This is a genomic window from Sorangiineae bacterium MSr11367 (assembly GCA_037157805.1).
In the GTDB taxonomy this organism is placed as follows: domain Bacteria; phylum Myxococcota_A; class Polyangia; order Polyangiales; family Polyangiaceae; genus Pendulispora; species Pendulispora rubella.
Genome location: CP089983.1, coordinates 3,047,637 through 3,074,195, shown reverse-complemented (window position 1 = coordinate 3,074,195; position 26,559 = coordinate 3,047,637). Strand labels below are relative to the sequence as shown.

General features: G+C 63.3%; 17 protein-coding genes. 10 read left to right on the top strand and 7 right to left on the bottom strand.

What is annotated here, in order from left to right; genetic code table 11:
• Positions 1–6 precede the first annotated feature (6 nt).
• From LVJ94_12355 to LVJ94_12340, 4 genes are all read left to right on the top strand, one after another.
• Positions 7–2,298 carry a S8 family serine peptidase gene (locus LVJ94_12355; GenBank protein ID WXB08020.1) on the top strand — a complete coding sequence of 764 codons (2,292 nt, stop codon included), beginning with the start codon at positions 7–9 and terminating at the stop codon, positions 2,296–2,298.
• A 201-nt stretch (positions 2,299–2,499) separates the two neighbouring features.
• Positions 2,500–3,453 carry a hypothetical protein gene (locus LVJ94_12350; protein ID WXB08019.1) on the top strand — a complete coding sequence of 318 codons (954 nt, stop codon included), beginning with the start codon at positions 2,500–2,502 and terminating at the stop codon, positions 3,451–3,453.
• 53 nt (positions 3,454–3,506) lie between these two features.
• Complete coding sequence (locus tag LVJ94_12345; protein WXB08018.1) at positions 3,507–5,108, top strand: right-handed parallel beta-helix repeat-containing protein; 1,602 nt, start codon at positions 3,507–3,509, stop codon at positions 5,106–5,108.
• A 1,667-nt stretch (positions 5,109–6,775) separates the two neighbouring features.
• Positions 6,776–7,042, top strand: coding sequence for a hypothetical protein (locus LVJ94_12340; GenBank protein ID WXB08017.1), 267 nt, complete (start codon positions 6,776–6,778; stop codon positions 7,040–7,042).
• 1,975 nt (positions 7,043–9,017) lie between these two features.
• On the opposite strand, the gene LVJ94_12335 is transcribed toward LVJ94_12340, so the two are convergent.
• The 6 genes from LVJ94_12335 to LVJ94_12310 form a co-directional block, all read right to left on the bottom strand.
• Positions 9,018–9,845 carry a hypothetical protein gene (locus LVJ94_12335; protein ID WXB08016.1) on the bottom strand — a complete coding sequence of 276 codons (828 nt, stop codon included), beginning with the start codon at positions 9,843–9,845 and terminating at the stop codon, positions 9,018–9,020.
• 90 nt (positions 9,846–9,935) lie between these two features.
• A complete protein-coding gene (locus LVJ94_12330; protein WXB08015.1) occupies positions 9,936–11,531 on the bottom strand; it encodes a serine/threonine protein kinase in 1,596 nt (531 codons plus the stop codon).
• Between the two features lie 156 nt (positions 11,532–11,687).
• On the bottom strand, positions 11,688–12,809 hold the full coding sequence (locus LVJ94_12325; GenBank protein ID WXB08014.1) for a hypothetical protein: 1,122 nt from the start codon (positions 12,807–12,809) through the stop codon (positions 11,688–11,690).
• Positions 12,806–14,005 (bottom strand): hypothetical protein, encoded by a 1,200-nt coding sequence (locus LVJ94_12320; GenBank protein ID WXB08013.1) that lies wholly within the window; start codon positions 14,003–14,005, stop codon positions 12,806–12,808. Before LVJ94_12320 ends, LVJ94_12325 begins: the two co-directional genes overlap by 4 nt.
• Positions 14,006–14,104: 99 nt before the next feature.
• Positions 14,105–14,824: a glutamine amidotransferase gene (locus tag LVJ94_12315; GenBank protein WXB08012.1), complete on the bottom strand. Its 720-nt coding sequence runs from the start codon at positions 14,822–14,824 to the stop codon at positions 14,105–14,107.
• A gap of 133 nt (positions 14,825–14,957) precedes the next feature.
• Positions 14,958–15,356 carry a hypothetical protein gene (locus LVJ94_12310; protein ID WXB08011.1) on the bottom strand — a complete coding sequence of 133 codons (399 nt, stop codon included), beginning with the start codon at positions 15,354–15,356 and terminating at the stop codon, positions 14,958–14,960.
• Between the two features lie 303 nt (positions 15,357–15,659).
• Here LVJ94_12310 and LVJ94_12305 point away from each other — a divergent pair, with 303 nt between their 5' ends.
• Genes LVJ94_12305 through LVJ94_12285 form a run of 5 tightly spaced genes read left to right on the top strand, consistent with a single transcriptional unit; the run spans position 15,660 to position 21,898 of the window.
• Positions 15,660–17,207 (top strand): HAD-IG family 5'-nucleotidase, encoded by a 1,548-nt coding sequence (locus LVJ94_12305; protein ID WXB08010.1) that lies wholly within the window; start codon positions 15,660–15,662, stop codon positions 17,205–17,207.
• A gap of 2 nt (positions 17,208–17,209) precedes the next feature.
• Positions 17,210–18,643: a protein kinase gene (locus LVJ94_12300; protein WXB08009.1), complete on the top strand. Its 1,434-nt coding sequence runs from the start codon at positions 17,210–17,212 to the stop codon at positions 18,641–18,643.
• 40 nt (positions 18,644–18,683) lie between these two features.
• Entirely contained in the window at positions 18,684–19,613 is a 930-nt protein-coding gene (locus LVJ94_12295) for a hypothetical protein (protein WXB08008.1), read from the top strand.
• A complete protein-coding gene (locus tag LVJ94_12290; GenBank protein ID WXB08007.1) occupies positions 19,588–20,427 on the top strand; it encodes a formylglycine-generating enzyme family protein in 840 nt (279 codons plus the stop codon). The genes LVJ94_12295 and LVJ94_12290 overlap by 26 nt, the downstream gene beginning before the upstream one ends.
• A 19-nt stretch (positions 20,428–20,446) precedes the next feature.
• On the top strand, positions 20,447–21,898 hold the full coding sequence (locus tag LVJ94_12285) for a sigma 54-interacting transcriptional regulator (GenBank protein ID WXB08006.1): 1,452 nt from the start codon (positions 20,447–20,449) through the stop codon (positions 21,896–21,898).
• Here LVJ94_12285 and LVJ94_12280 read toward each other — a convergent pair.
• Entirely contained in the window at positions 21,804–24,695 is a 2,892-nt protein-coding gene (locus LVJ94_12280; protein ID WXB08005.1) for a protein kinase, read from the bottom strand. The genes LVJ94_12285 and LVJ94_12280 overlap by 95 nt on opposite strands.
• 495 nt (positions 24,696–25,190) lie before the next feature.
• On the opposite strand from LVJ94_12280, the gene LVJ94_12275 reads away from it, so the two are divergent.
• On the top strand, positions 25,191–26,549 hold the full coding sequence (locus LVJ94_12275; protein ID WXB08004.1) for a lysine N(6)-hydroxylase/L-ornithine N(5)-oxygenase family protein: 1,359 nt from the start codon (positions 25,191–25,193) through the stop codon (positions 26,547–26,549).
• Positions 26,550–26,559: the final 10 nt, after the last annotated feature.

Genomic DNA, 26,559 nt, shown 5'->3' with positions numbered 1-26,559 from the left:
ATGTCGATGGCGCATCGTAAGGCGTATCTCGGATTGTTTGGATTGCTCGTCCTCGCAGCCGCCTGCCAATCGGAACCTGGTAGTTCAAGTGGATCGGGCGCAAATTCGAATGATTTCAAAGTAGAGCAGCGCGAAGGCCAATCGACGTTGACCGTCGGGTCGGCCGTCGTGCGGACCACGCAAGCCAAAGTGGATGGCGCGTCCCTGGTAAAGATGCAGGGCGCCAAAGCCCAAACCCAGGTTCTTTCCTGGAACGAGACCATTTCGGGTGAGACCGTCCCCTACTACGCCATTCAAGACGCACGCGGATGGCACGCGGCCAAAAAGACATCGTACGACGTCGTCCTGCGCAATCGCCGCTTCGACCCGACGCAGGAAATCCAATCGCCGAGCCTTGGAAACGCCGCGTCGTCCAAGTTGCACATCGTCCAATACGTGTCGCAGCCTATCGAAGAGTACCGAAGCGCCATCAAGGCCGCCGGCGGCCAGGTGCATCAGTACATGCACGGCAACGCGCAACTTGTCCGCGCCGATTCGGAGGCGATTGGAAAGATTTCCGCGCTGCCGTTCGTCCGAGCTGTGACGCCGCTGAACGCGACGGACAAGACGGATGACGCGTTTGCGGCCGCCCGAAGCTTCGGTGGTTCCGTCCGCGTCAACGTCGTCATGGTCGACCCAAAGAACGATCGCGCCGTTTTGGCGGATCATATCCGTGCATTGGGTGGAAAGGTCATCATCAACGGCGAAGGCCTCTTGATTGAGGCGGAGGTTGCGCGCTCGCAGCTCGGTGCGCTGTCGCAGTTCGATCAGGTGCTCTGGGTCGAGCCGAGTTCGTCGATCGAAGAAGACTTCGAGAATGCACGCATCCAGGGTGGCGCGAATTATCTCGCTGCGCTGCCGCCCACGCTCCCCGACATCCCCAACTACACTGGGGTCGGTATCAACGGACACATCATGGAGGGCATCACCCCGACCCACAACGATTTCAAGGCCAACGACTACCGCGTCGTACCGTCAGCCTACCCGGATACCCCCGAGGCCAAGGCGTCCGATTCGCACGGACACCAGACCTTCGGCATCGTGTTCAGCGATGGCATCGGTAATCCGGCGGCGCACGGCATTCTGCCGAATGGCCAGGGGTACTACACGAACTACAACGGCACGGTCTTCGATCCCGATCCCACCCATGTCGGAGACCGCGCAGCGCTCGTCAAACAATTGATCGCTGAGCGCAAGGTCATGTTCCAGACGGCCAGCTGGGGCTACAACCGGACCCGCATCTATGACGCCAAGTCCGCGGAAATGGATGCGCTGATCCTCGAGCACGATATCCCGATTACGCAGAGCCAGAGCAATGCGGGTAATCAAGATTCGCGGCCGCAGGCGTGGGCCAAGAACATCATTTCGGTAGGCGCCGTCTACCACCAGGGAACGGTCGATCCGTCCGACGACAAGTGGAACCGCGGCGGCAGTACCGGTCCGGCGCAGGACGGACGCATCAAGCCCGAGCTCTGCGCCTATTACGACCAGACCACGACGGCCACGTCCACGTCCAGTACTAGCTACGGGACCTTCGGCGGCACGTCGGGTGCGACACCGATGGTCGCCGGGTTCGTTGGCTTGACCATCGAGCTTTGGACCAACGGCGCATTCGGCAACGAACTCATTCCGCGTGAAGAAGGGGAAAACATCGCGTCGTTCCGCTTTAAGAATCGTCCGCACGCGCAAACGACCAAGGCGCTTTTGGTGAACTCGGCCAGTCCCTACCCGTTCACGGGTGAGACGCACGACCTGACGCGCACGCACCAAGGTTGGGGCTTCCCTGACGTGAAGGGGCTGTATGAACGGCGCACGAACATCCTAGTGGTGAACGAAAGCGACGTTCTGCAGAACCTGCAAACCAAGGAGTACCGTCGCACGGTAGAAGCCGGCGCGACCGACTTCCGCGCGACCTTGGCCTACGCCGACAAAGAGGCCACGGTGCCGACGAGCACGGGCGTCCCGCATCGGATCAACAACCTGGACCTCAAGGTGACGGCCCCCGACGGCACCGTCTACTGGGGCAACAACGGCCTGAAGGTGGGGAACGTCTCCACCGCCGGCGGCGAGCACAACGTGCTCGACACCGTGGAGAACGTCATCGTTCCCAACCCCGCCGCCGGCGAGTGGATCGTCGAGGTCATCGGGGACGAGGTCATCGCCGACACCCACTCGGAAACGCCGGAAGTCGACGCGGACTACGCCCTGGTGGTGAGCAACGGCGCCCCGCCCCCGCCGGCCGCCGCACCGAAGAAGTAGGCTTACCGGTTGCAGCCTTCAGTCTACGGTCCCCGTCGGGGCCGTAGACTGTTGACTTTTGTGCAACCTGGTTGACGTTCGCAAAACGGACACCGCATGATGCGTCCACGAAAGATGGCGTCGCGGTCCGGAAGTACGAGCTTGCACCGATGCCGTTTTGCGTTCGTCTTCGCCGCAACGGTGCTACTCGGAGCGCCTGCCGTGAAGGCTGACCCCCCAACGACGCTCACGCGCGCCCAACGCGAATCGGGCGAGCACACCAAGCGGGCCTTCGATGCGGTAAGACGAGCCGACGCTGAGACGGCGAGGCTCGAGTTCTTGCAGGCGTACGCCCTCACTCCCACACCGAAGGCGCGATGGAATCTGCTGGTGGCCGAAGCGGACTCCGGTCATCCGCTGGAGGCGCTAAGGCATTTGCGAGCCTACCTCTCGGATCCGCGTGCGGACCCGAAAAAGAACGACAAGGCAAAGGGCCTGTTGGCTGAATTGACGGCGCAGGCCGGTCATTTGCGCATTGTTGCCCCTATCGGTGCGGCCGTGACCGTGGATGGCCTGGCCGTGACGAGCGAGGAACGTACCGACGGGATCGATGTTGCCCCGGGGGCGCACGTCGTCGAAGCCGTGATCGAAAGTGAAACCGAGCGCCGAGAGGTGGATGCCGCCGCCGGCGAACCGACGGAAGTATCGTTCGAGGCACCCTTGAGAGAAACGCCCATCGAGGCACCCGCGCCCATCATGGCGCCCGTCACGCCGGAACGGAAACCGGTGCCGCCGCCGGTCCGCGAGAGACCGTCCGGCGTTTCCACACCACCGGTGGCTACATGGATCCTGGGCGGTACGGCGGTGGCCGCGCTCGGAACGGGCATCGGGTTCTCGTTGGGTGCGAAGTACAACCGAGACAAGATGGATGAAAATCCGCGAGCGTGCGCCACGCCGAACAGTCCTGAGTGCGCACGTTCCAAGGCCCTCGCGAATGCGGGTGAGTTCGACTCGGTCGTTGCATGGATCGCATACGGCACGGCGGGTGCGGCGCTGCTGGCCGGTGGACTCATTTGGTATTTTTCGCCGAGGCACACGTCCGTGAATCGCGACGCGACTATCGTTCCCCTATTTTCACCGGGAATGTCCGGCGTCCAGGTTCGAGCGAACTTCTAGCAACGCGCGCCGTCGGGCGCGCATGCTACCGTAGGTGACGCGATCGAAGAACCATGCGTGCCACCACCATCTCTTCCTTACTCGGATTTGGAACATTGGCCGTCTTCTCTCTTCTCGGGGCCGGGTGTCCACCATCTTATTTCGAGACGTGCAAAGGTGCCGAGTGCGGGCAACCGGAAGACGACGGCGGTCTCGCATCGGAGACTGGTGGCGACGGCTCCGCTGCCGCGCTTCCCAAGATCACGGGTGTGACCATCTCGGGGAACCCGTCGAGAACGATTCGGCAAGGCTTCGGCGGTACGCCAACCAATCTCACGACGACGGTGCGCCTGTCAGGCGAACGTTTGGACCATGTCACAACCGTCGCGGTTGGGAACGCCCCGAGTGCCCTGGATGGAGTTATCTCCTCAAAGACATCGACGGAACTCGTTTTTACGCTGCTCGTTCGACATGGCGCCCCGATCGGATCGCTCCCTCTAAAGGTAACGAGTCCGTCGGGAACCGCAACGTTCTCGGATGCAATATCGATCACCGCCATTACAGCTTCGCCGCTGGGAACCGATGCGCTCGAGATTGGATTGGATTCATCAGGGACGAGCGAACACCCTTTCCGCTCCCTTTTGAAGGCAGCTGAAATCGCCGTTGCGGGTGATACGATATCCCTCAACGATGGCATTTACGACACAGAACACGGAGAACTGTTCACGCGGAATGGAAGAAGCATTCCTGCCGACATTACAATAAAAGGAGAGAGCCCCGGGGGAACTCTATTAATCGGACCTTCAAACGATTGCGGCATGATCAAAGACGGCCTGGTTTTGGTGGGAAGTGCGAGGCTCGAGAACCTGGTGATCCATCGTTTTTGCGGGACTGGTATCGTCACTTCAACTATCGGCACCGTCACGCTCAAGTCCGTAGACATCCACGACGTCGGCCAGGTTGGTCTGGCCGCGAACACCGAAACCATCCTCGATTCAGTCGACATCTCCGCCCCAATTGATGCGATCCACGCGGAGAATGCAAAGCTGACAATTGCTCACAGCCATATCCACCATAGCGCAACAGGAATCTTCGCAATGGGAGGAGCCCTCGCCGTCACAGCGAGCGAAATTGATCACCATTGCTGCTACCCATTTGACGATCGCGAAGGCAGCGCCGCAATTGTGACAGACAGCCCCGTCACACTCACCGACACACACATTCACGACAATGCTGCTATTGGATTGTTTATCAAATACACCGAACGGAGGGTACCGGTCCTCGTCGCAAAAAGCTCCTTCTCGGCCAATGACGAAGCCATCCGGTTCAGTGCGACCGTCGACGCTACAGTGCGCGACACGACGTTCGGCCGCGATAACAAGGCACTCATTCATGTGTACGGGGCGTCGGACCTTGATCTCGGAAAGCCGGAAACGCCCGGAAACAACAGATTCTGGCTCTGCGATACATGCGACGGCGTCATCGACTCTCGCTTTTCGCCCACCAACTTAAAGCCAATCACAGTATTTGGCAATTGGTGGTCCCTAGTTGACAGCATCCCCTTAGGTTGCATTGATCGTGACAGCCCCTCAGGCAAGACCAGCCCCCCTCGGCACTGGCATATCGACGCACCCGGCAAATGCGCATCGTCGACGGGAAATCGATTCTTCAACTGAAGCTACGACATAGCCCGCGGCGTCTTGCTACCACATTTGCTCATCTGCTCCTCACAACCAGGTAAGAAATGCAGAAGCTCAGATCGAAGGCTGCGTTCTCTGGCGAGTTATAGAATCTCAATTCATTTACGGCAATTCTAGCAGAATGCACCGTCGGAAGCGGCGCACGACTGGAGATCCAAAGGGCGCTAACGTTTGACGATCAAGACAAGGCGCTAGACATGGATACCTATAGTCTTTGCACTGAGGATGGCAAAACACACTATGGAGGGGTTCCCTCCTGACGCATGATCGAGAATATACTCGAAATACAATTGGACGAGTCTGCAGCCAAAGTGTTCGACGTCACCGGTGGATTCACAATAGAGCTGGAGTTGGATTCCGAAGGTCTTGCCTCGATAGAGGCTGGGGTGCGACGAGTGCTGGATGGGGTCCCGATGAGGATTTGAACTAAGACCCAAGGCTGGCTCACTTGAGCAGAAGCTCCGTCGCGTTCTGCCGGCGGCTATACCCGCGCAGAAACCACCAAGGATGGCGTAATCTCGGTTATCGTTCGATGCTTCTCAGGAGAAACTGCCCCATGAGCACTGTAAGGTGGATCGATTCGAATGGAGGGCCATTGGTATTCATGCCAGTGGAGGTGGTCTCCACGTGGGGTGGCATCCAAAAAGAAGGCAGTCAAATGACCGACTACGACCGTGCATGCACGGCACGAGACGAAATTGCAATCATTACCCTCCGGCACTGAAAATACAGATATCATCGTGCTAGGTGACGAACCACTCAGCACGGCTTGGATCTCGGAATCAAGCGCCCTTGTAAGATGTGTGTGGGCAGACGATGAGGCAGACTTACTTCAAGCAATTTCAGCACTTGACGTCGCTAGTTTCGAAGAAACTGAAATAGCAATAATGTCCCAAGGCAGCGGACAATGGATTTTGTTCGATTCGGCGGAGCTGGGGAATCAGATACTAGGTGCGAGTGAGCAGGCAGTGCTTCCGATCGGGGCCTACCGAGTCGAGTTTGGCGTTCGCAGATCGATGTCGGACGCAGCGCGAGAATCCTCGTGCATAGATTTCGTCCGTCGTCGACCTAAGTATCGTCCACGAATGCCTCAATGCAGGAGATTTCGAGAACCGGACGAAGCGGAGGCCATTCCTTGACGCCAAAACATTCGCTATTCGATGCTTTGCCATATGGACGTAACTGGACATATCGTAAACCCCGGCTCGTACAATGAACTATATACGCGTCAATTGGAGACACTCGCACCCCGATGAGCCCATTACCCTGTACAGCGAACTGAATGCAGAGCGTTGGGAGGTTCGAAAGGTAGAGGTCTTCAAGTGTGGGCGCTACGGATTCGCGGGTACCGAAGAGTCCAGTGGGGACACGAAGCTGGGCGAGATGCCAGTACCTGACCTGGATGAAATCGCGACGGATCCCCAGTTTGAACCTGCCGAGATCACGCGAGAGGAATTCGAAGATGCCTGGAATCAACGACACTCCGTACGTTGACCGCAGCGGACGTGGACATGGCAACGGTGCTTTCGCGGTGGGGCCATGGACCGGGCGACGCAAGTTACGCATCGTGCTATAGTGATGGGAATGTCGGGTACCATTGACTGATTACTCTCAGCCCGTCGGGCCTGGAGGTGCGTCTTGTCATGAGTGAGATGGGACCTTGGGACGGCACCAAGGAGCGATTGCTCAGGATACAGACCAGGCTCAACGAGTATCTCGCGTTCGCGCTTGATGGCGAGTTAAGTCGACGGTTCCCGGAGGACGTCGGAAAGAAGGTACACATTCGCATCGATTGCGATCACGTGCCGGACGATGTCTCTAGTGCTTTTCTGGAGCGGGCGCGGAAAGTTGCTGAGCTCAACGGAGTGTCCTTGTCCATTGAGCTCCTGCGGCAACTTGGGGAAGCGTAAGAATGTTCTTCGACAGGAACTACGTAATCCTGCTCTCGTTACGTCTGCACGAGGACAAGCTATGGCATCGGAGTACGTGGACTGCTCTCTCTGAGAGAATACTTCCCATCATATCTAAAGCTCGTGCGCCTGGGGCAGTCCGTTCCGATCAACTAGAAGGACGTAAGAAGGTTGCCTTTGGGCGTTTGGGACTCGACGACCGTAGTAGCTCAAAATGGGTCCAGAAACCCGCCGCTGACGAACAACGAAAATTCGTAAGTGCCGAAATTTGGTCTCCGCATTGGAATGCCTGCGTACGTGAGAACCTTGCTCCAGACGTATTCGCGCTCATGAGCGCACCCCCACTCTCATCGGTACTTGGCTTCGATCAAGCTCTGTTGTTCGCAGTTGAGGAGCGCCTTGCTGAGATATGCGCGGGGCACCTCGATGAGGTAGCGCGTTTTCTTGGGAGTGTGGCCGGTATACGACTCCTCGCCAAAACGAAGCGGCCTTGGGGTGAAAGGGTCCCAAATACCACGGGGTATACCAATGCGCTTCAGTTTTTTTTGTATACTGGTTTGTACTATCCAGGGATGAAGTGGCCTATCGATCTACAGAAGACACGTTGGCCAGATTGGGTATCCTTGGTCGTGAACGAATGAACGCTTTACGCGACCGCGTAGGGATGCGCGTTCGAAGAAACGATGAACAGATAGCCAGGTTCTCTGGAGGTGGCGGATGCCGGATTTCTCAGGTACTTTCGAGTGCCTCGCCCCATCCGTCATTGCTGCGGCCTGCCTGAGAGTTCGTTCCGCGTCGATGCGACATCACATCACAGATCTGAGATAAACTGAGTCGAGCATGATCCCTGCGAGAGCTGTCAAACGAAGGCTTTCCGTCGCGTTGGTTTCCATCGCCACCATTCTGGGCGTCAGTTCAGAGGGGTGCTCGAGTTCGGACGACAACGAACCCAACACGTATACCTACGACGAGCTTCGCACAGTGCTCGCTTCGTCGTACTGCGGTGCGCTGCGCGATTGCTGCACCGCGGCCAATACCGCCTACAGCGACACGTGTATTCATCAGGTCATCCCGGAGTGGTTCCTGCCTACGATTCAGGAGCAACGCTTCACTGCAACGATCGTCTACCGTCGAGAGGCGGCGGATCGCTGCGCGGCGGCGATCCATGCGCGCATGGCTCAGTGTACGGGCGAAGCCTCTTCCGCCGAGGCGTTCGCCGCAGATGCCGTCGCCTTGAACGGCGCGTGTGCAGACGTCGTGGACGGAACCGCACGACCTGGCGAGGCGTGTGAGCGAGATTACTCTCGTTACCCCGTAACGGTTACCACTTGCGCGCACGCCGGGCCGAATACTCGGGGTGTCTGTGGTTGGCTGCATCGTGACCCGAATGACCAGAGTCAACAACGCTCGGTGGGCAAATGCTATCAGGTGGCCATATCGAAATTGGACGAGCCGTGCGACCCACAGGGCACGCCGCTCGTAGAGGGGAAGTACGAAGGTTACCGGCGCTGCGATGGACTCGTGCACTATTGCGAGCTTCCCAATAGCGCGGCCACAAGCGGGATTTGCAAGCCGTTGAAGGCGGTCGGGCAGTCGTGCCGACCTTGGTCCGATCAGTATACGCAAAGTGAATGCTATCTTGGCGGATGCGATCGCGAAACGAATACGTGCAAGCCTTACGCTCGTGCGGGGGAGCGCTGCGGCGAGGACCTATCGATTTGCGCGGATGGACTCGAGTGCCAGGGGCCCGATGGGTGTGACGTGTTCGGCACTCCCGGATGCCCCACCGCTCAAGGGACGTGCGCCAAGCCCAAGCTGCCAATGTTCTCGACTGCCGCAACGGCCTGCCAATCCGGACCGCAACGGAACTAAGTACGAGCGCCTACGGCTCTCTTGTGAGGCTTGCCGGCCAGAGGCCGGCGGACCGCCGGCAAGATGCCGGCACTCCATGCGCCGGCATCTCGACTCCCGTCCCTCAGAACTGCATTCCCCAGCTGGCCTGCGCGCCGCCCTGGGCCGGGGCCACGGAGAACGAGCGCAGCGCCTTGGCCACGGCGGGCGGCGGGGCCTCTTCCACCGTGGGGCGCGTCAAATACAAATACACGGCGGCGACGCCGGAGATGACGCCGACGCCGAATGCGATGTCGGCGATTGCGTAGTTGCGGGACATGGAGTCCACGTCGCTCGGGTTGCACTGGGGTTTGCACTGATCCAAATCGCTCTTCTTCGAGTTGCCGCTCAGGGCGAAGAAGGTGCCGGCGGCGAGGCCGGCGACGCCGATGCCGCCGAAGACCCAGGTGGCCACGGGGACGGGGCGCGACTTGTTTGCGGCTTGGGCGCTGATCGATTTGTCTTCGAAGCTCGCGGAGACCTTGCGGTACTTCTCGCCTTCGCGGATGACGATGGTGGATTCGCGGGTGGCGTCCTTCAAGGCGCCGCCGGGAACGAACTTGAAGGTGTGCGTGCCCGGGTCGACGTCGAGGGCCTTGCCGTCGAGGCGGTCGACGACCTTCTTGCCGTCGAGGAACACCGTGACCTGCGTGAGCTCTTCGCCTGCGAGGCCGCGCACGTCGAAGATCACGGTGGGGATGCTGTTGTCGAGCTCCGTGATCCAGCGCTGGCAGTCGCGGGACAGAACCGCGGGGCACGTGTCGCGGGCGCACTCGAGGGCGCGCTGCCGTGCATCACGGAGCTTGCCGCCTTTGCGCAAACTCTGACTCTGTTCGTAGCTGCTCACGCACACGTTGGTGTCGGCCGCATATGCCGCAACGGGCGTCGCCGCCAGCACCGTCCATGTCGTCAACGCCGTGATTAGTTTGGTCCCGGAGGAGATGGAGAAAGAGCGCATCACTAGCGACGGGATGCTAGTCGCGAAGTGGTCAATCTGCCACCGCTACTTGGAACCAAAGCACTGCGGCTTGGGACGTTTGATACCCGATGAGTCGATGATGAACGGGTTCTCGCAATCCACACCGGCCGAAGGCGTCGTTCCCGTGTGCGAACGGTGCTTTCGCGAGGTGTTCGCTGGCGCAGTGGCGGTATCCGTCGGAACGGCCGCCGACGACGAAGCGTCGCTCGGTGCGGATGCCGACGCCGCTGGCGCAGTCGGTACAGGCTGTGGCGGAGCCTCTGTCGTGGCCACCGCAGGAGCAGTCTCCGTGGCCGCAGGCACGGGCGCGATGGGCTCGGGGCCCTTCGGCTTCCAAATCTGCACCATCGTGTAGATACCCGCGAGGCCTATCACCATCAGCAGCGCCAACGCGCCCAGCGCCTTCCACCAAGGAACGATGGATTCCGAGAAAGGCTGCAAGATGGACCGTGAGCCGGTCCCGGGGTGCACGTTCGACTGGTACGACGACGAGGACGCCGAAAGGCTACTCGCCGACGCCGCGATGGACCGCGAATGGCTCCCCGAGTGAAACGAGGGATCCTGCGGCCGCGGGCTCGCCGTCACCGCGCTCGCCATCTCCGTCATCGCGTTGGCGAAAACGGGGGCCTCCGCCGGTTGCGACGTCTCGCTCTCGATGCGCTCGACCAGCGACCGATTCGTACGCAGCGTGTTGCCGACGAGGAACTCGACCCATTCGGCGACCTCGCGCCCCGAGGCGGGCCGGCACACTTGCTCCAGCGCCACCGCGAACTCGTGCGCCGACCCGTACCGGCGATCGACCTCGCGCGCGAGACCTCGCATCACCACGGCATCGAGCTCCGGCGTCAAATCGGGCACGCGCGCGCTCGGCGTCGGTACGTCCTTGTTCACCACCGCGTTGACGATTTCGGCGAGGTTGTCGCCATCGAAAAGGCGCTCGCCGGTCAGCGTTTCCCAGAGCACGATGGCCGCGGCAAACACGTCCGTGCGTCGATCGACGTCGGAGCGTCCGAGCTGCTCCGGGGACATGTACGCGAACTTGCCCTTCACCGAGCCGTCCTTCGTCTCGTGAACGCGGCCCGCGGCCTTGGCCACGCCGAAGTCGAGCACGCGCGGCACACCGTCGGCCCCCACGATGATGTTCTGCGGCGAAATATCGCGGTGCACGATGTTGAGCGGCGTGCCGCGCTCGCTCGTCGCCTCGTGCGCGGCGTGCAGACCGTCGAGCGCGCCCACGAGAATGGCCGAGGCCACCGTGGGCGGAAGCTTCATCCCTTGCGTGCTGGCCGCACGGATGATGCGCGCCAAGCTCTCACCCTGGATGTACTCCATGACGATGAGCAGCTCGTTCTCATCCGAAACGACATCCAGCGTGTGGACGACGTTCGGATGTCGGATGCGCGACACGAGCCGGGCCTCGTCGAGGAACATCGCCACGAAGTCCGGGTTGCGGGCCAAGTGCGGATGGAGCCGCTTGATCGCGACGGTGCGCGAAAAGCCGGCCGACCCCATGAGACGCCCCAGGTGCACCGAGGCCATCCCGCCGCTCGCGATTTCCGCGAAGACGGTGTAGCGGCCCAGCCGCTGGGGCCCTCGTTGCGGGAAGGGATTTTGCGTCATCCTGGAACAGTGAGGAAATTAGCAGAAATCGGTCGACGACGAAGGTATCTCAGCAGATAAAGCGAGCCCAGCGCATTTCTACATACGCGGGCAAGGCTGCTTTAACCCTCTACGTAAGTCGCGCCGACCCCATTTGTCGGCTCACGGCACCGGTCGCTAATACGCCGTCGCTGCAATCTGCGACCGTGCGGCCGGCAGGGGTTCGCTCGACTGGGCGTCCCACCCCCCGAGCGTTCCATCCGGCAGAATCGGCGCCCAAAACACCGAGGTCGAACGCTCCGTCGCCCCTTCTCCGCCGATCACGTAGAGCCGCCCATGCGCAATGAAGCAGCCGGCCCCGGCGCGGCCCGCGGGCAACTTGTTCATGGCTTGCCATGGACCAAGCTTGCCGTTGCTCTCATCGATCCGCGACATGAGGACCACGTCGGTGGCCGATCCGACAGGCCGTCCGCCGATGACGTAGAGGGTCCCCTCCCCGGTGCAGACGGTGAAGTTCTCCACCTTGTTGGGCTGTCCTTGCACCTGCATCGCGGTGGTCTCGACGAACGGAGAAAGCGTCTTGTCGGTAAGCACGGACAACTCCACGGAGGGGGACTTGGTGTCCTCCCCCGTGATCGCACCGCCCATGACATAGACGAAATTCTTGTACGCCACCACAGTCGGATGCCCGCGTTTTTTCAGGAGCTTCAGCCCCGCATCCACACGCGGAGAGAACTTCTTTTTCGCCGCGTCGAACGCCGAGAACGAGACGTCATCGATATAGTCGAGGGTGGTCTGACCGTCGAAGCCTCCGAACGACCAGACCCCCGCAGGCAAGAAGAGCAGGCCCCCATCGCCGTTCGCCGGGAGGCCGGCAAACGTCACGTCCCACGAAGGGCCGAGCGACTCGTTCGCAAGCGGAAGCACCCCAATTCCCAGGCGGAACGTCGGATCGCCGCCCACGTCCCGATATCGAACGCCGGGAACGTAGAGGTTCCCGTCCAGGAGCAAGGTCGCCCGCGAATTCTGGAGCACCGGGGCCGAGGGCATCGCCGTCCACCCGACGATGCTGCCATCCGCGCGGAGACGCCCGGTCCATGCATCACTGGTCGGAACGTCGCCCAGCCCCCCGGGGAGGGGATCTCGCAGCCCCGCCACGACGAGCACGTGCGAGGGCGTCGCCGCAGTCTGCGGGGTGAGGTACTCGCTCGAATAGTCACCCGGCGACGAGGTCAGTGAGCAATGCACCGTGAACGCCGCGATGCACGCGAACGAAAGCGCGAAAAACCGACCCCTCATGGAAGCACCACCGCTGCGAGACCGCCACGTGGGGCGGGAAGTTTGCCTGCCTGGCTCCATGCGCCCAGGGTCCCGTCGGCGGCCACGTCGAGCGCGGAGATGCCGTCCGTCGGATTTTGATCGATGACGCCACCCGCATCATCGAACTTTTGCGCAACGCCGCCGAAGTAATAGAGCTTGTTCTTGTGGAGCAGCGGCGCTCCCAGCGCGAGCGGCTCGGGCATGGCGGGTCCCTCGACCCAGGGGCCGAGCGTCCCATCGGCTTCGTTGATGGGCGCGGAGAAAACCTTGGCGGTCACGTGCGAATCGCGCCCCACACCACCCACGACGACGAGCTTGCCGGCAACGGCGATCACCTCGGGGACCAACGTCGGAGCAGGAAGCTTCGTCGTCGCCGCAAACGCGCCCGGTTTGCCGTCGGCTCCGAGCCGTGCGACATCGACGACGTCGCTGACCCCCGCTTCGTTGCGCCCCCCGACGACGTAAAGAAAGTCCTTGTAGACGAGAGACCGTGCGCCGCTGCGTGCTGCGGATAGAGGGCCGCTCGATGGCACCCAATCGCCCATTTTGCGGTTTTCCAGATCGACACTCGCGGAAAACACGTTCGCGTTGAACTCGGTCGTCGGCGGCCCGCCATCCTCGCCGCGGATGTTCAGATTCCCACCCGATGCCACGAGCAGGGTCGGACGCACGAGGGATACGCTGGCCGACTGCTTCAAGGCCGAAGCATCGCCCACATCCACCGTCGACCAATCGTTGACGATGGCACCGGAGGCCGTATCCACGCGGGCGAAGGCAAGCCGTGGCGGTGTGAGGTCGAACGTCCCCCTCGTCCGAACGAGAGAGGCCACGAGCAACCTTCCGTTGTCGACCGTAGCCTGCACGTAATCCGTGGTTTCGACGGGCGGCACGCGCTCGTAGAAGAATTGCCCGACGGTTCCATCCGCCTCGATGATCCCCGCGATCGTTTCCTTGATGGCCCACTCGTTGTCGAGACCATCGACGGTTTTCCGCTGACCTCCGACCAGAAGAATCCTGGCCCCGCCCGCAGGCACCGGCGGTCGCGGGGCGGCAGCATCCTTGTTGCCGCCTTGCGCGTAATCACCCGGCGACGCCGTGAGCGAACACGCGGCCAGAGCCGAAAGAACCAGCGACGCTGCCGCGACGACCCCTCGTGTAACCGTAACGCGATGCATGGATCCGTTGCTCCATAGCATCCCATCCGAACGACAGTCGAGCGCACTCGCGGTTGCCGTCGCGCGCGCGGCCCGCGCGATTTGCGCGAGCTCTGCCCGTCAATTCCCGCGAAGGACGAAGTTTCGCACGAAATTTCGCAGGGTTTGCCCGTTCTCGGGTGCGGGACGGATCGCGCCGAGGATGGCCTCCGGATCGAGGCCTTCTCCGCGAATAATCTCGGCGCGGGCCTCGACGTAGCCGCGGATGATCGCGTCGTTCATCTCCGGGTGGTGCTGCACGCCGCGGATGTGCGCCCCCACGGAGAAAACGGTGTTCGGCTCCAGTGGGGTCGATGCGTGGACGACGGCACCGGGCGGCAAGCGAACGACGGAGTCGGAGTGCGTGGTCTGCACGTCGAAGGTGCGCGGCTGCCCCGCGAGCAGCGGATCGTCCTTGCTCACCTCGAGCCGCACGGTTCCAATTTCGCGCCCGTTCGGATTTCGCGCGACCTCGCCCCCCAGCGCCTGCCCAATGAGTTGGTGCCCGAAGCAAATGCCCAAAAGCGGCACCTCGGCGTCGGCGATGTGACGAATGTAGTCTTCGGTTTGCAACATCCAGGGTGCCCGCTCCGTCACACTGGACGCCGACCCGGTGATGATGAAGGCCGCAGCCGTCTTGAGAGCGGGCAACACCACATCGGGCGTGCGAACGTCGATGCACTCCCAGTCGTACGGCCACGAATCCGCCGCCGTGGTCTTGATGAAATCGAAAAACTGCTGCCCAGTTTTTTCCGCTACGGAAGGGATGGCGTCGCCCGTGCGCAAAACGATGATTCTCATTTATCGGCCCTGGTCTTCTCCCCTAACAAGCGTCGTTTAGAGTCTGTCTAGCTTTCCGGTCCAGTGCAAATTCACAGGCGCTTCGTCGCCGGGGTCCGATTCACTGGCCCACGTTTCGCGACGTCGACCTGGATCATCCGGCCGATGTGGTCGCCATCGGCGCCATGGGACCGCCGATCACCCTGACGCCATCGTCGTGGGTGAGGCCGAAACCGTGTTTGCCCGTGCCCTGGACGATCTCGCGGCAGGCCGCAGTGCGGGCGTGTACCGAGCGGGCGAGTTCGTTCGCATGGGAAAACGCTCTCACGCCCCAAAAATGATGACCGCACCATCGCGGAAATGCCGCATCCGGACATCTATCAGAACATCGACTACCACGATCTACGCGGAGGACCTGGCGGCACTCCAGGCCAAAGGGCATCCAGGTCATCGCTTTGATGATGTTCGGCATGGATGGGCAGACCGCCGGCGTTTTCGACGAGACCTTGAAATTTCTGGTGGACCAGAAAGTCTCACGGGTGAAATTCTTCACACCGGCGCCTCACCCCGGGACGGCGTATCATGAAGAGATGCGCCAGGCAGGCCGCATTTTCCCTTTCTCGTTCAGCCGACGCGGATGGACGCACGGAGCTTGCGAAGCGGCTTCGACCGAACGTACAAATATTTCTATGGGTTACCGGCCATGGCCAAGCGGACGTTGGCCCTTCCGCGCCGAAACCGCCGCGAACATGCGGCTTACCTCGTCGCCAACCTGAAAACGTGGCACTTTTTGAAGAAGAACCCCTCCGCCTGGGGAACCATTTCGTAGTGAACATATGACGGACCGAGTGAAAGCGTGACCGAAGCGCGGCCTTTGACAGCCATTCCGACGACACCTGCGACGGAGCAGCTGGTTCTCCCGATCGAAGACTTTCTCTCGCGGCCCTCGACGCCCGGCATCGTCCGCTCGCGCCGCGTGTTCGCGAATCGGGACATGCGGATGAGCGGCATCACCTGGGTCGGGTTCGACATGGACTACACCCTGGCGATCTACGACCAGCCGCAGATGGACCGGCTCTCCATCGATGCGACGGTCGACAAGCTGGTGCGACGGGGCTACCCGCATTTCATCGTCGACATCCCGCAGGAGGTCGACTTCGCGGTGCGCGGCCTGCTCATCGATAAACGCTTCGGCCACATCCTCAAGATGGACCGGTACAAGCATGTCTCGAAGGGCTACCACGGCTTCCGCCAGCTCACGAAAGACGAGCTGCGCGGGCTCTACCACGCGAAGAAGCTCCGCCCGGCCACGCCGCGCTACCACTGGATCGACACGCTGTACGCGCTGAGCGAGGCCTCGCTCTATGCGGCGCTGGTCGATGCGCTGGAGAAGCGCGGCCAAGCCGTCGACTACGCGAAGCTCTTCACCGACATCCGCGAGTGCATCGACGAGGCGCACCGCGATGGCACCATCCTGGATGCCGTGGTGAGCGACCTACCGCGCTTCGTGCACCGCGATCCGGATCTCGCGCTGACGTTGCACAAGCTGCGAAGCGCGGGAAAAAAGCTTTTTCTGCTGACGAACTCGCGCTGGCCGTACACCGAGAAGATGATGACGTACCTGCTCGGCGGCGCGATGGTCGAGTACCCGTCGTGGCGCAACTACTTCGACATCGTGGTGGTCGCGGCGACCAAGCCGGCGTTCTTCCAAGAGCGCCGCCCGCTGCTCGAGCGCATCGTGTCGGAGCGCGACGAAAAGGTGCGACCGGCCACGTTCCCGCTGGAGCGCGGCAAGGTCTACGAGGGCGGCAACCTGCACGACTTCGAGCGGGCGCTCGGCGTCAGCGGCGATCAGGTGCTGTACGTGGGCGATCACATCTACGGCGACATCCTTCGCTCCAAAAAGGAGAGCGTGTGGCGCACGGCGATGATCATCCAGGAGCTCGAAACCGAGGTGCATGCCCACCAAGCCTGCGCGGACGACTTCGAGCAGACGTTGCACCTCGAGGACACCCGCGAGCACCTCGAGGATGATTTGCGTTTCTACCAAGCGCGCTACAAGGAGCTCTCGCGGCTCATCGACGCGAAGCCGACCGGAAACGGGGCGCGCCTCACCGAGCTCGAGGCGGAACGCGGGCGGGTGAAACGCTCGGTGGAGCGCGTGCGCGGATTGCTCCGGGCGGCGGAGTCGGAGCTGTCGGTGCTCGAGCGGCGGATCGATTCGCGCTTCCACCCCTTCTGGGGATCGCTGCTCAAGGAAGGAACCGAGGAATCCAGCTTCGGTGCGCAGGTGGAGGAGTATGCCTGCGTGTACACTTCGCGGGTGTCGAACTTCCTCGCGTACTCGCCGCAGCAGCATTTCCGTGGTGCGCGCGACGTCATGGCCCACGAGCAAGGTGGATAGCCGTGCCGCCGCAGCGCCTTCGGCGGGGGCAACGACTCGGTCGCTACGAGCTTCTCGCCCAAGTGGGCGAAGGGGGAATGGCTTCCGTGTGGCTCGCGCGCTCGCACGGGCTGCGCGGTTTCGAGAAGCTGGTCGCGTTGAAGATGATCAAGGCGCAGCTGGCCGACGATGCGCTGTTCGAGCGATGGTTCCTCGACGAGGCGAAAATCGCGCAGCGGATCTTCCACACCAACGTGGCGACCACGCTCGATCTGGGCGAGGAGCATGGCTCGCTGTTCCTGGTGATGGAGTGGATCGACGGTGATTCGCTCGGGCGGGTGCGCCGCTCCTACCACCGAGCCTCGGGAAAGCCGCTGCCGCTTCCCATCGCGCTGCGCCTCGTGGCCGACATGTGCAAAGGCCTGCACGCAGCGCACGAGCTGAGCGACGAGCGCGGCGAAGGGCTTCACATCGTGCACCGCGACGTGTCGCCGAACAACGTGATGATCACCTCGAGCGGCGCGGTGAAATTGATCGACTTCGGCATCGCCACCGCACGCGATCGCAGCAGCCCCGAGACGACGTTGGGCATCGTGCGGGGGAAGATCAACTACTTGGCGCCGGAGCAGATCCACCGACGCAGCGCGCTGGATCGGCGATGCGACGTGTGGGCGGCGGGCGTATGCCTGTACGAGCTCGCGGTGGGGACGCTGCCGTTCACGGGCAAGGACTCCGAGGAGGTGATGCAGAAGATCGCCTCGGAAGGTGCTCCGCCGCCGTTCGACAGCGATCCGGACGTCGACGAAATTTTGTGCCGTTCGCTGGCGCACCACCCCGAGGATCGTTTCGCGACGGCGCTGGAGATGCAGCGTGCGATCGAGGCGCTTCTCGATGCCGGCGGCGGGGTCACGGAGCGGGACGTCGCCATCTTCCTGGCGCGGGAGGTTCCGGGGCTCGCCGAAGAGCGGCGCGCGTTCATCGACGATGCACTGAGTCCGCCCGTACCATCGCCCGCGAGCACGGGGCCCGCACTCGGTGCCGAAGTGGTGACGGGAGACGATCCCGATCGCACGCGCCCCGATCGCCCGGCGCGCTCGGGGCCGACCCGACCGACGCGGCCGACCCGAGCGCCGCGCGGCGTATTGGCCGTGGTTCTTCTCCTCGCCTTGGGCGCGGTGGCTGGCGTGGTGATGTTCACGCGGGGCCCCACAGCCTCCCCTTCGAGCGAGGTCCATGCGGAGGGTCCACTCACGACGACGGGTGCGCAACCCCCCGTCGCCTCCGGGGCCGCATCGACCGCGGCCCCGGCAAACCAATCGGTTGCGACGGCAACGGCCACCCCAAGCAAAAAGTCCGCTCCGAACGTCGGCACGAAAAAGGCCGCGGGCCGGGCCCCTTCTCCTTCGGCAAAGGCGGTATCCTCCTCCGCTCCGAAGGAGATCGACTTTGGCTTTTAGGCGGGCGCTTGGATGGATGGGCGCGTGTGCCATCGCGGGCGTGGCTCTGCTCTACGCTCCCGGTGCGCAGGCGCAATCGGCGATGGAGCGCGAGACCGCGCGGCAGTTGATGCATGAAGGCTATGCGCTGAAGAACAACGGACAGCATGCAGCGGCGCTCGAGGATTTCCGGCGCGCACACGCCATCATGAACGTGCCAACCACCGGCATCGAGGTGGGGCGTGAGCTGGCCGCGCTGGGCAAGGTGGTGGAGGCGCGCGATGTGCTGTGGCGCGTGGCGCGCATGAGGGACGCGCCGGACGATCCACCGGTCTACCGCACGGCGAAGGAGGAGGCGCGCAAGCTGACCGAGGCCCTCGCGCAGCGGCTGGCGTCGTTGCGCATCGTGCCGAAGGGGGCCGGCTACCGAATCTCCATCGATGGCACGGAGCTTTCGGAGGCAGCCATCGGGGTGTCGACGAAGGTGGATCCGGGCGAGCACGTGATCGTGGCGCAGCGCGATGGCCGCAGGGCCGAGGTGCGCGTCAGTGTGGGCGAAGGGGAAGTGCGGGACGTGCCGGTCGAGATCGAGGGAGCGCCGGCGGCGCCGCCCGCGCCCGTAGCGCGCAGCCCGGAGCCGAAGGCCAAGCCGCCGGCATCGACCGGCCCCAGCGCGTGGTTTTGGGCGGGGATCGTCGGGGCCGGCGCGGCCGTCGTGCTGGGCGGCGTGACCGGCGGCCTTGCCGTTGCGCGCAAGTCCGATGCATCGCAGCACTGCCAGGGGGACCGATGCTTGCCGGCGGCGCAAGATGCGCTGGACAGCTCACGGACGTTCGCCGGCATTTCGACGGGCGCGTTCATCACGGGCGGCGTCCTGGCACTCGCCTCGGGGGTGCTGTTCCTTATCGAAACGAGTGGAAAGAGCGGCAAGAATGCAAAGGCGCACGCCTTCGTCGCGAAGGACCATGCAGGCCTCGTCGGTACTTTTTAGCGCACTGGCGGGCAGCCTCCTCGCATGCGGCACGCTGCTTGGGCTGGACGACGTCACCATCGTCGACTGCCTCGCGTGCGGTGGCGATGCCCTTGCGCCCGACGCCTCGGATGCCGATGCCACCGACGCATGCCCCTCGGAGCGCGGCCCCGTCATGGCACGCGTCGGCAGCTACTGCATCGACACCACCGAAGTCACGAACGCGCAGTACGCCCCCTTCCTCACGGAGGTGCTGGCCAACCCGGCCATCGCCCGGCAGCCTGCCAACACGTGCAGCTGGAACACGGATTTCAACGTGTACACCGCCGGCTACCCCGATCCCCGCACCGGCTCCCCGGACGATCCGGTACGCGGCGTCGACTGGTGCGACGCCTATGCCTTCTGCCAGTGGGCCCACAAGCGACTCTGCGGCTCGCTCGGCGGAGAGGCCTCGGGCTACGGGGACTTTGCCTCCCCCCAAAACGAGTGGTATCTCGCGTGCTCCTCAAGCGGGAAGTACACCTACACGTTCGGTAAGACGTTCGACAGCCGCGCGTGCAATGGGGCTGGCACGGCCGATGGGAGCGTCCAGCGCGTTAAGGCATTTGCGCGTTGCCATTCACCCGATCCAACGTTCGCTCCCCTCTACGACATGACCGGAAATGTGTTAGAGTGGGAAAATTCTTGTGCAAGCGCTGCCGTGGACTCAAAGTGCTTGACACGTGGTGGCTGGTTCAGATCTCCCGAGCCCGCCTCTCTTGCATGCGACAAAAACGGTGAACGTGATCGCAACGACGCAGCCCAGGGCGTCGGAATCCGCTGTTGTTCTCCTTAATGTTTTACAATGAAAACACATGTCATCGTTTGACGAGACTCTGTCCAAGCGCCCGGGGGAGCTGAATGCCTATTGGCTGAAACCCGTCGCCGCTTACCTCGTTCTCGCGCTGCAATGTGACCGGCCGTTGGAGAGCGCCTCGCGGTACCGGCTCGAAGAGCTGGACGAAGTGCTCATCGGTCGAGGCGCAGCGCTCTCGACCTCGCGCGAAGCCGTCGAAGGGCGACGGGTTCTTGCCGTGCGCGTTCCCGACGGACGCATCTCCCGCGAGCACGCGCGCCTCGTCCGCGCGGGCGATCGCTGGGTGCTGGAAGATTCGAACTCGAAGAACGGCGTCATCGTGAACGGCTCCGTCACGCAGCGCGCGTGGCTCAGCGACGGTGACCTCTTCGAAATCGGCCACACCTTCTTTTTGTACCGCGAGGAAGCGTTTACCGGCGACGAGGAGAGCGCCCAGTCACGCCCGCAACCCGACGACGTGCCGAGCGTACCCGTACCGGCGATGCTGCCGGAGGGCCTGCAGACGCTGCTTCCGTCGTTCGAGCGCGAGCTGGCCAAGCTCGCCAAAGTCGCGCGCACCCCGGTGCCCGTGTTGCTCGAGGGCGAGACCGGCACGGGCAAGGAACTCATTGCGCGCGGCTACCACTATTTGTCCGGGCGCGCGGGGCCGCTCATCGCGGTCAACTGCGGCGCGTTGCCGAAGACGCTGCTCGAGGCGGAGTTGTTCGGCCACAAGCGCGGTGCCTTCTCCGGCGCGAGCGAAGACCGCTCCGGGCACGTGCGGAGCGCCCACGGCGGCACGCTTCTCCTCGACGAGATTGCCGAGCTGCCCTTCCCTTCGCAGGCCGCGTTCCTGCGCGTCCTTCAAGAGCGCGAGGTCGTGCCGGTGGGAACCACCCGCCCGGTGTCCGTGGACTTTCGCCTGGTTTCGGCAACCCACGGCGACCTGGCCGCCTTGGCGAGCCAGGGCGTCTTTCGCGAAGACTTGTATGCGCGCCTCGCGGGCTTCAAGCTGCGCGTACCGCCGCTGCGTTCGCGCCGCGAAGACCTCGGGCTGGTCATTCCGGCCATCCTGCGGCGCGCGCTGCTCGACGGCACGGAGCCGCGTCACGTGCGCCTCTCGCCGGATGTGGTGCGCGCCTTCTTTGCCTACAAGTGGCCGCACAACATCCGCGAGCTCGAGCGATGCCTCACCACGGCCGCCGCCCTCGCGCACGACCGCATCGATCCCGAGCATCTGCCGCAAGCCATTCGCTCGGAGCTCGTGATTTCCACGGAGCTCGACGAGGCCGAGTCGGTCCCCATGCTCGATCGCCCGCCGAAGGACGAGAAGCACGAGGAGCTCGTGGCACTGCTGCGCGAGCACCGCGGCAACATCAGCCGCGTGGCGGAAGCCCTGGCGACGTCGCGTGCGCAGGTGCATCGCTTGATGGACCGCTACGGGATCGAGCCGGAGAAGTTCCGGCAGTAGCCTCCGCCTTGCGCCCCCAGAGAAGGAAGCCGCGCGCCTTCGCCTCGTCCGCGAGCGCGCGCAGACGCGCGCGCCCTTCGGCGGTCCGTCCCGACGTCATCTCGATCTCGCCGGCCGCGAAACGCGCTTCGAGCTCCATCGTGTAGTACCCGAACGCGTGCGCCATCCCCACGAGCGTCTTCAGCGTGACGAGCGCTTGCTCCGCCCTTTCCGGCTGCTCCGCCACGAGGAGGGACGCCTCGACGATGCGCTGCTCCCATCGAATCTCGACCGAGAGCGCCGACGTGCGCACGTCGTTCGATCGATCGAATGCCGCGCGCGCAGAGGCCATGTCGCCCATGGCCAAGAGAGAGCGCGCCCGTAGAAGTTCGGCCCACGCGACCTCGGCGACCTGCAGGCGAGGTATCCGGGCGCGCAACTCGGTGGCGATCCGCAAGGCCTCGTGAGGGCGACCGTCGTCGAGGAGCCACCGCACGTGCGCGACCTCGAGAAGGTTCAACGTCCAAACCGCACTGCGCCGCGCGATCTCGAGGGCCGGTGTCAGCAACGATGCGGCATTCCCTCGCTCACCGCGAAGGCGCAGGACTTCGGCCTCGAAGCACATCGCGATCGCCAGGTTCTCTTCGTCGTGCTGCTCCATGGCCAACGCCCGCGCCTCTCGGGCCGCGGCGGAGAGAGCTTCCAGATCCCCGAGGTGAAGATACGCGGCCATCACGAACACGAGACGAGTTCGCTGAAGGGCATGATCGCCGATCTCACGCGCAAGCCCGGTGGACTCCTGCGCGAAGCCGAGTGCATCGCTTGCCTTTCCCGCCCGCAACGAAATGCGCGCGAGGGAGTACGCGACGTGGCCAAGCGCGCGAAGGTCGCCAAGCTCGCGGTAGGCATCCAACGCCGCACGGTAGATTTCCGCGGCCGCATCGAGATCGCCCGCTTCCTCGCGCTCTTGGCCGGCCAGGTACGACGCGGAGGCTCGGCTCGATGCATCGCCGGCACGCTCGTAGAGGGCAACGGCCTTCTGCCGGGAGTCCTCGGCCTCCATCGTCTTTCCGAGGAGCGTCAACGCGGAGCGTGCCGCATTGTAATTGGCCGCCGCACGCGACCATGCCTCGCGCCTCTGGGCCGTGTCCGCCGCGCGCAGGGCGGCGGTCTGGGCGCGCGGCAGGTCCGTCTCGCGCTCGGCGATCTCGGATTCCGCCTCGTCGATATCCAGAGCCGCGGACGGGTCCGTGGAGGCGCGGAGCTTGGCCAATGTCGCGAAAGCCTCGCGCGGATTTCCCGCACCTTGCAGATTGCGCGCGAGTGCGATTCCGTACTCGAGCTGCCGCGGGAAAAACTCGAACAGCGTGCGAAACACGCGCACGGCCGCCTCCCACTGGCCTGCAGCCTCGCGGTAGCGCCCCTCGATGAGAAGAGCCTCCTCGCGCGAGACCGGTTCATCGTTCGTCAAGGCGAAGGCTCTTTTCGCCGCCTCGAGCGCGCGCGGGCCGTTTCCCAATTGGCGATACGCCTCGGCCAATTGCGTGTGGCCGAGCGCGTAACCCGGCTCGAGCCCGACGACCCGCTCGAAGCGATCGCGCGCCGCGAGCGGCTCGAGGTGGCGCAGTTCGAGCAGGCCCTCGCCATACCATCGTGCGGCGTCCGCCTGGAGTGGACGCGAGGTCGGCGCGGGCATCGCCATCGGCGGCGGCAGGGATGCTGGAGCCTCGGACGGCGCCAGCTGCATCCGGGCGAGACGGCCTCCCAAGAAGGCGCAGGCCATCAGGGCCGAGATGGACGCCCACGTGCGCACGTAGTGCATGGGCGACTTCTGTCCCGTGTGTGGACGCGGCACCTCACCCGGCAGCGCCCGCGCGATGGCGTGAACGCTGGAAAAACGATGCTCCGGATCCTGCGCCAAGCAATGCGAAAGAAGGGCTTCCCACGCAGGACCGAAGCCGGGCACCCCGACCGGCCCCCGCGGCCGCACGCCCGTGAGCATCTCGCAGATGACCACGCCGAGCGCATAGATGTCCGTCGCGGGCGTGATGCGCCCCCCATCGAGCTGCTCGGGGGCCATGTACCCCGGCGTCCCCTCCGGGCTCTCCAACGGCGTGCTCGCGTGCCGCGCGTCGCGTGAGCGGGTGGCGAGGCCGAAGTCCGCCACCACGACACGCGGACCGAGAAAGACGTTCCCGCTCTTGAAGTCGCGATGCACGATGCCGACCGCATGCGCTGCACCGAGCGCGTCGATCATCTGCCGGATGCAGGGCAGCGCCTCCTCGAGCGGCAGCGGGCCCGTACGCCGGAGCCGGTCCGCGAGGGTCTCCCCCTCGATCAACTCCATGGTGATGAACGGAATGCGCCCGGCCTTCGACGTGCCCTGGGGCATGTGGAAACCGACATCGAAGATGCGGCAAACGTTGGGGTGGGTCACCTTGCGGGCGAGGTACATCTCGCGTTTCAGCTGCTCGAATCCCCCTTCATGCAAGGCCCGCTCACGGCGCACCACCTTGAGGGCAATGCGTTGACGCAGCTCGAGATCCTCCGCCTCGTACACCTCGCCCATGCCACCTTGCGCAATGGCGCGAACGATCCGATAGCGAAAGGCGATCAATTCGTCCTGCGCGAAGATGCGGTGCGTGCCCGAGGCTCGGCTCTCCGCGGCGGGCTTGCCCGGAACGGACACGCGCCCACTGGAATGCACCGCGCCAACCGTCAGCGTGGGGTCCGGCGCATCGCTCGATGCCGACGTTGCGGCCTCCAGCTCCTCCAGCTCTTCCGACTGGCACGCGTCGCCCATGCCGTTGCCGCTCATGCGTTCCCCGAACGATAGGACCAGACGGTCAAACGTCTTCCCAGCCTTCCTCGTTTTCCAAGATAGCGCGCTTGCGGCCGCACCCCCAACGGTCCAAACATCCGATTGCGCCAGCGCATTTGTGTGGACATCCCGCGCAAAGTTGCCTAGGCAATGTTGTTAGATGTATATATGACAACGTCGTAAGCTCGAACGAGCGCTGTTGCAGACACGGTGGATGACGTGATGGTGGACGCGATCGTGTCCTCTTGCGGCCGCTAATTCCGCAACTTACCAAGTTGGATTGGAGCGGCGGACCGATCCGCCACCCGACTGCTAGCGGTCAGGGTTACCAGCATTCGACCCGCTCCAATCCAGCCGACGTAACGCAGTGCTCGGGAGCCGACGTGTACCCGGGCGAGGGGGGGCACTCGAGTGGCTCATGCCGCGGGACCGTGCCTTCTGCAATCGATCCAACGCGAAGCACGAGCAGGACAACAAGAGAAGGGTTGCTCCATGTCGCTTATTCTCGAAAAAGGCGACGTCTATGACGTCGTAGGAATCGGCCTCGGGCCGGCGAATCTCGCTTTGGCCGTCGCACTCGAAGACGAGGCGGTGAAACGTGATGGCGTAAGTCTTCGGCGTCTATTCCTGGACGCAAAACCGTCCGCCGCATGGCATCCCGGAATGCTGCTCGAAGGGTCGGTATTGCAAGTATCGGTACTGAAGGATCTCGCAACGTTACGAAATCCTTGCAGCCCGTTCACATTTCTCAATTATTTGAAGAACAAGGGCCGTCTTCTCGAGTTTTTGAATCTTCGCGACCTTTATCCCACCCGCGTCGAATTCAACGATTATCTCGTTTGGGTCGCCCAGCAGTTGCACGATCGCGTGAGCCACGGCTGCGAGGTGCTAGCCATCGATCCGGTGCGGGTCGAAGGGAAAATCAAGGCAGTTCGCGTGACGTATCACGACGCCAAGACGGGCGAGGCCGCCTACCGGCTCGCGCGGAACGTGGTGTTGGCCACGGGCGGCGTTCCGTCGGTTCCGGACGGAATTCAGCTTCGCCCCGGCGGGCGTACCTTCCACTCGTCGCAAACGCTGCAAAAGCTCAAATCGGACTATCCGGACACGAATGCCCCCTATCGATTCGTGGTGGTCGGAGGCGGCCAGAGTGGAGCGGAACTATTCCACTATTTGATGACGCACTATCCGAATGCCGACGTGACGGCAACGATCCGTGGACTGTCTTACAAGCCGATCGACGACAGTCACTTTTCCAATGAAATATTCCACCCCGAGATGGTCGGCTATGTCTACGACCTGCCCGATTCCGTCCGCCGCCGGGTGCTGGGGCACTGCAGGGACGTGAACTACGGGGTGGTGAGCGCGGACCTGATCCGCCGCATTTACAATACGCTCTATCAAGAGAAGGTGGCCGGGCGAAGCCGGGCGCGCGTTCGGGGCTTCCTCGAACTGGAGCAGCTTTTGGAGACCGACGACGTGGTCATGACGCGCTTCCGCGATCTGACGACCAACGAAGTGGTCACCATGAAGGCCGACGGTGTTCTCATGTGCACCGGCTACGAATGGCGCTTGGAGCACCCGCTCTTGCGCGAGCTTTCGCCGTTCATCGAGCGCGAGGCGGACGGCAGCTACAAAGTGGAGCGAAATTACCGGGTGGCGACGGAATCGGGGTTCGAGGCCGGCATTTTCCTCCAGGGGTTCGCCGAGGCCACGCACGGCGTCACGGAAACGGTGCTCTCGCTTTTGTCGGTGCGCGCGGGGGACATCGTTCAGTCCATCCTGGAATCGCAGTCGCACGCGGAGCACCTCAACTCGGCCAATTACGCGTTCGGGCACACCCGGCATTGAGCGGCGAAGG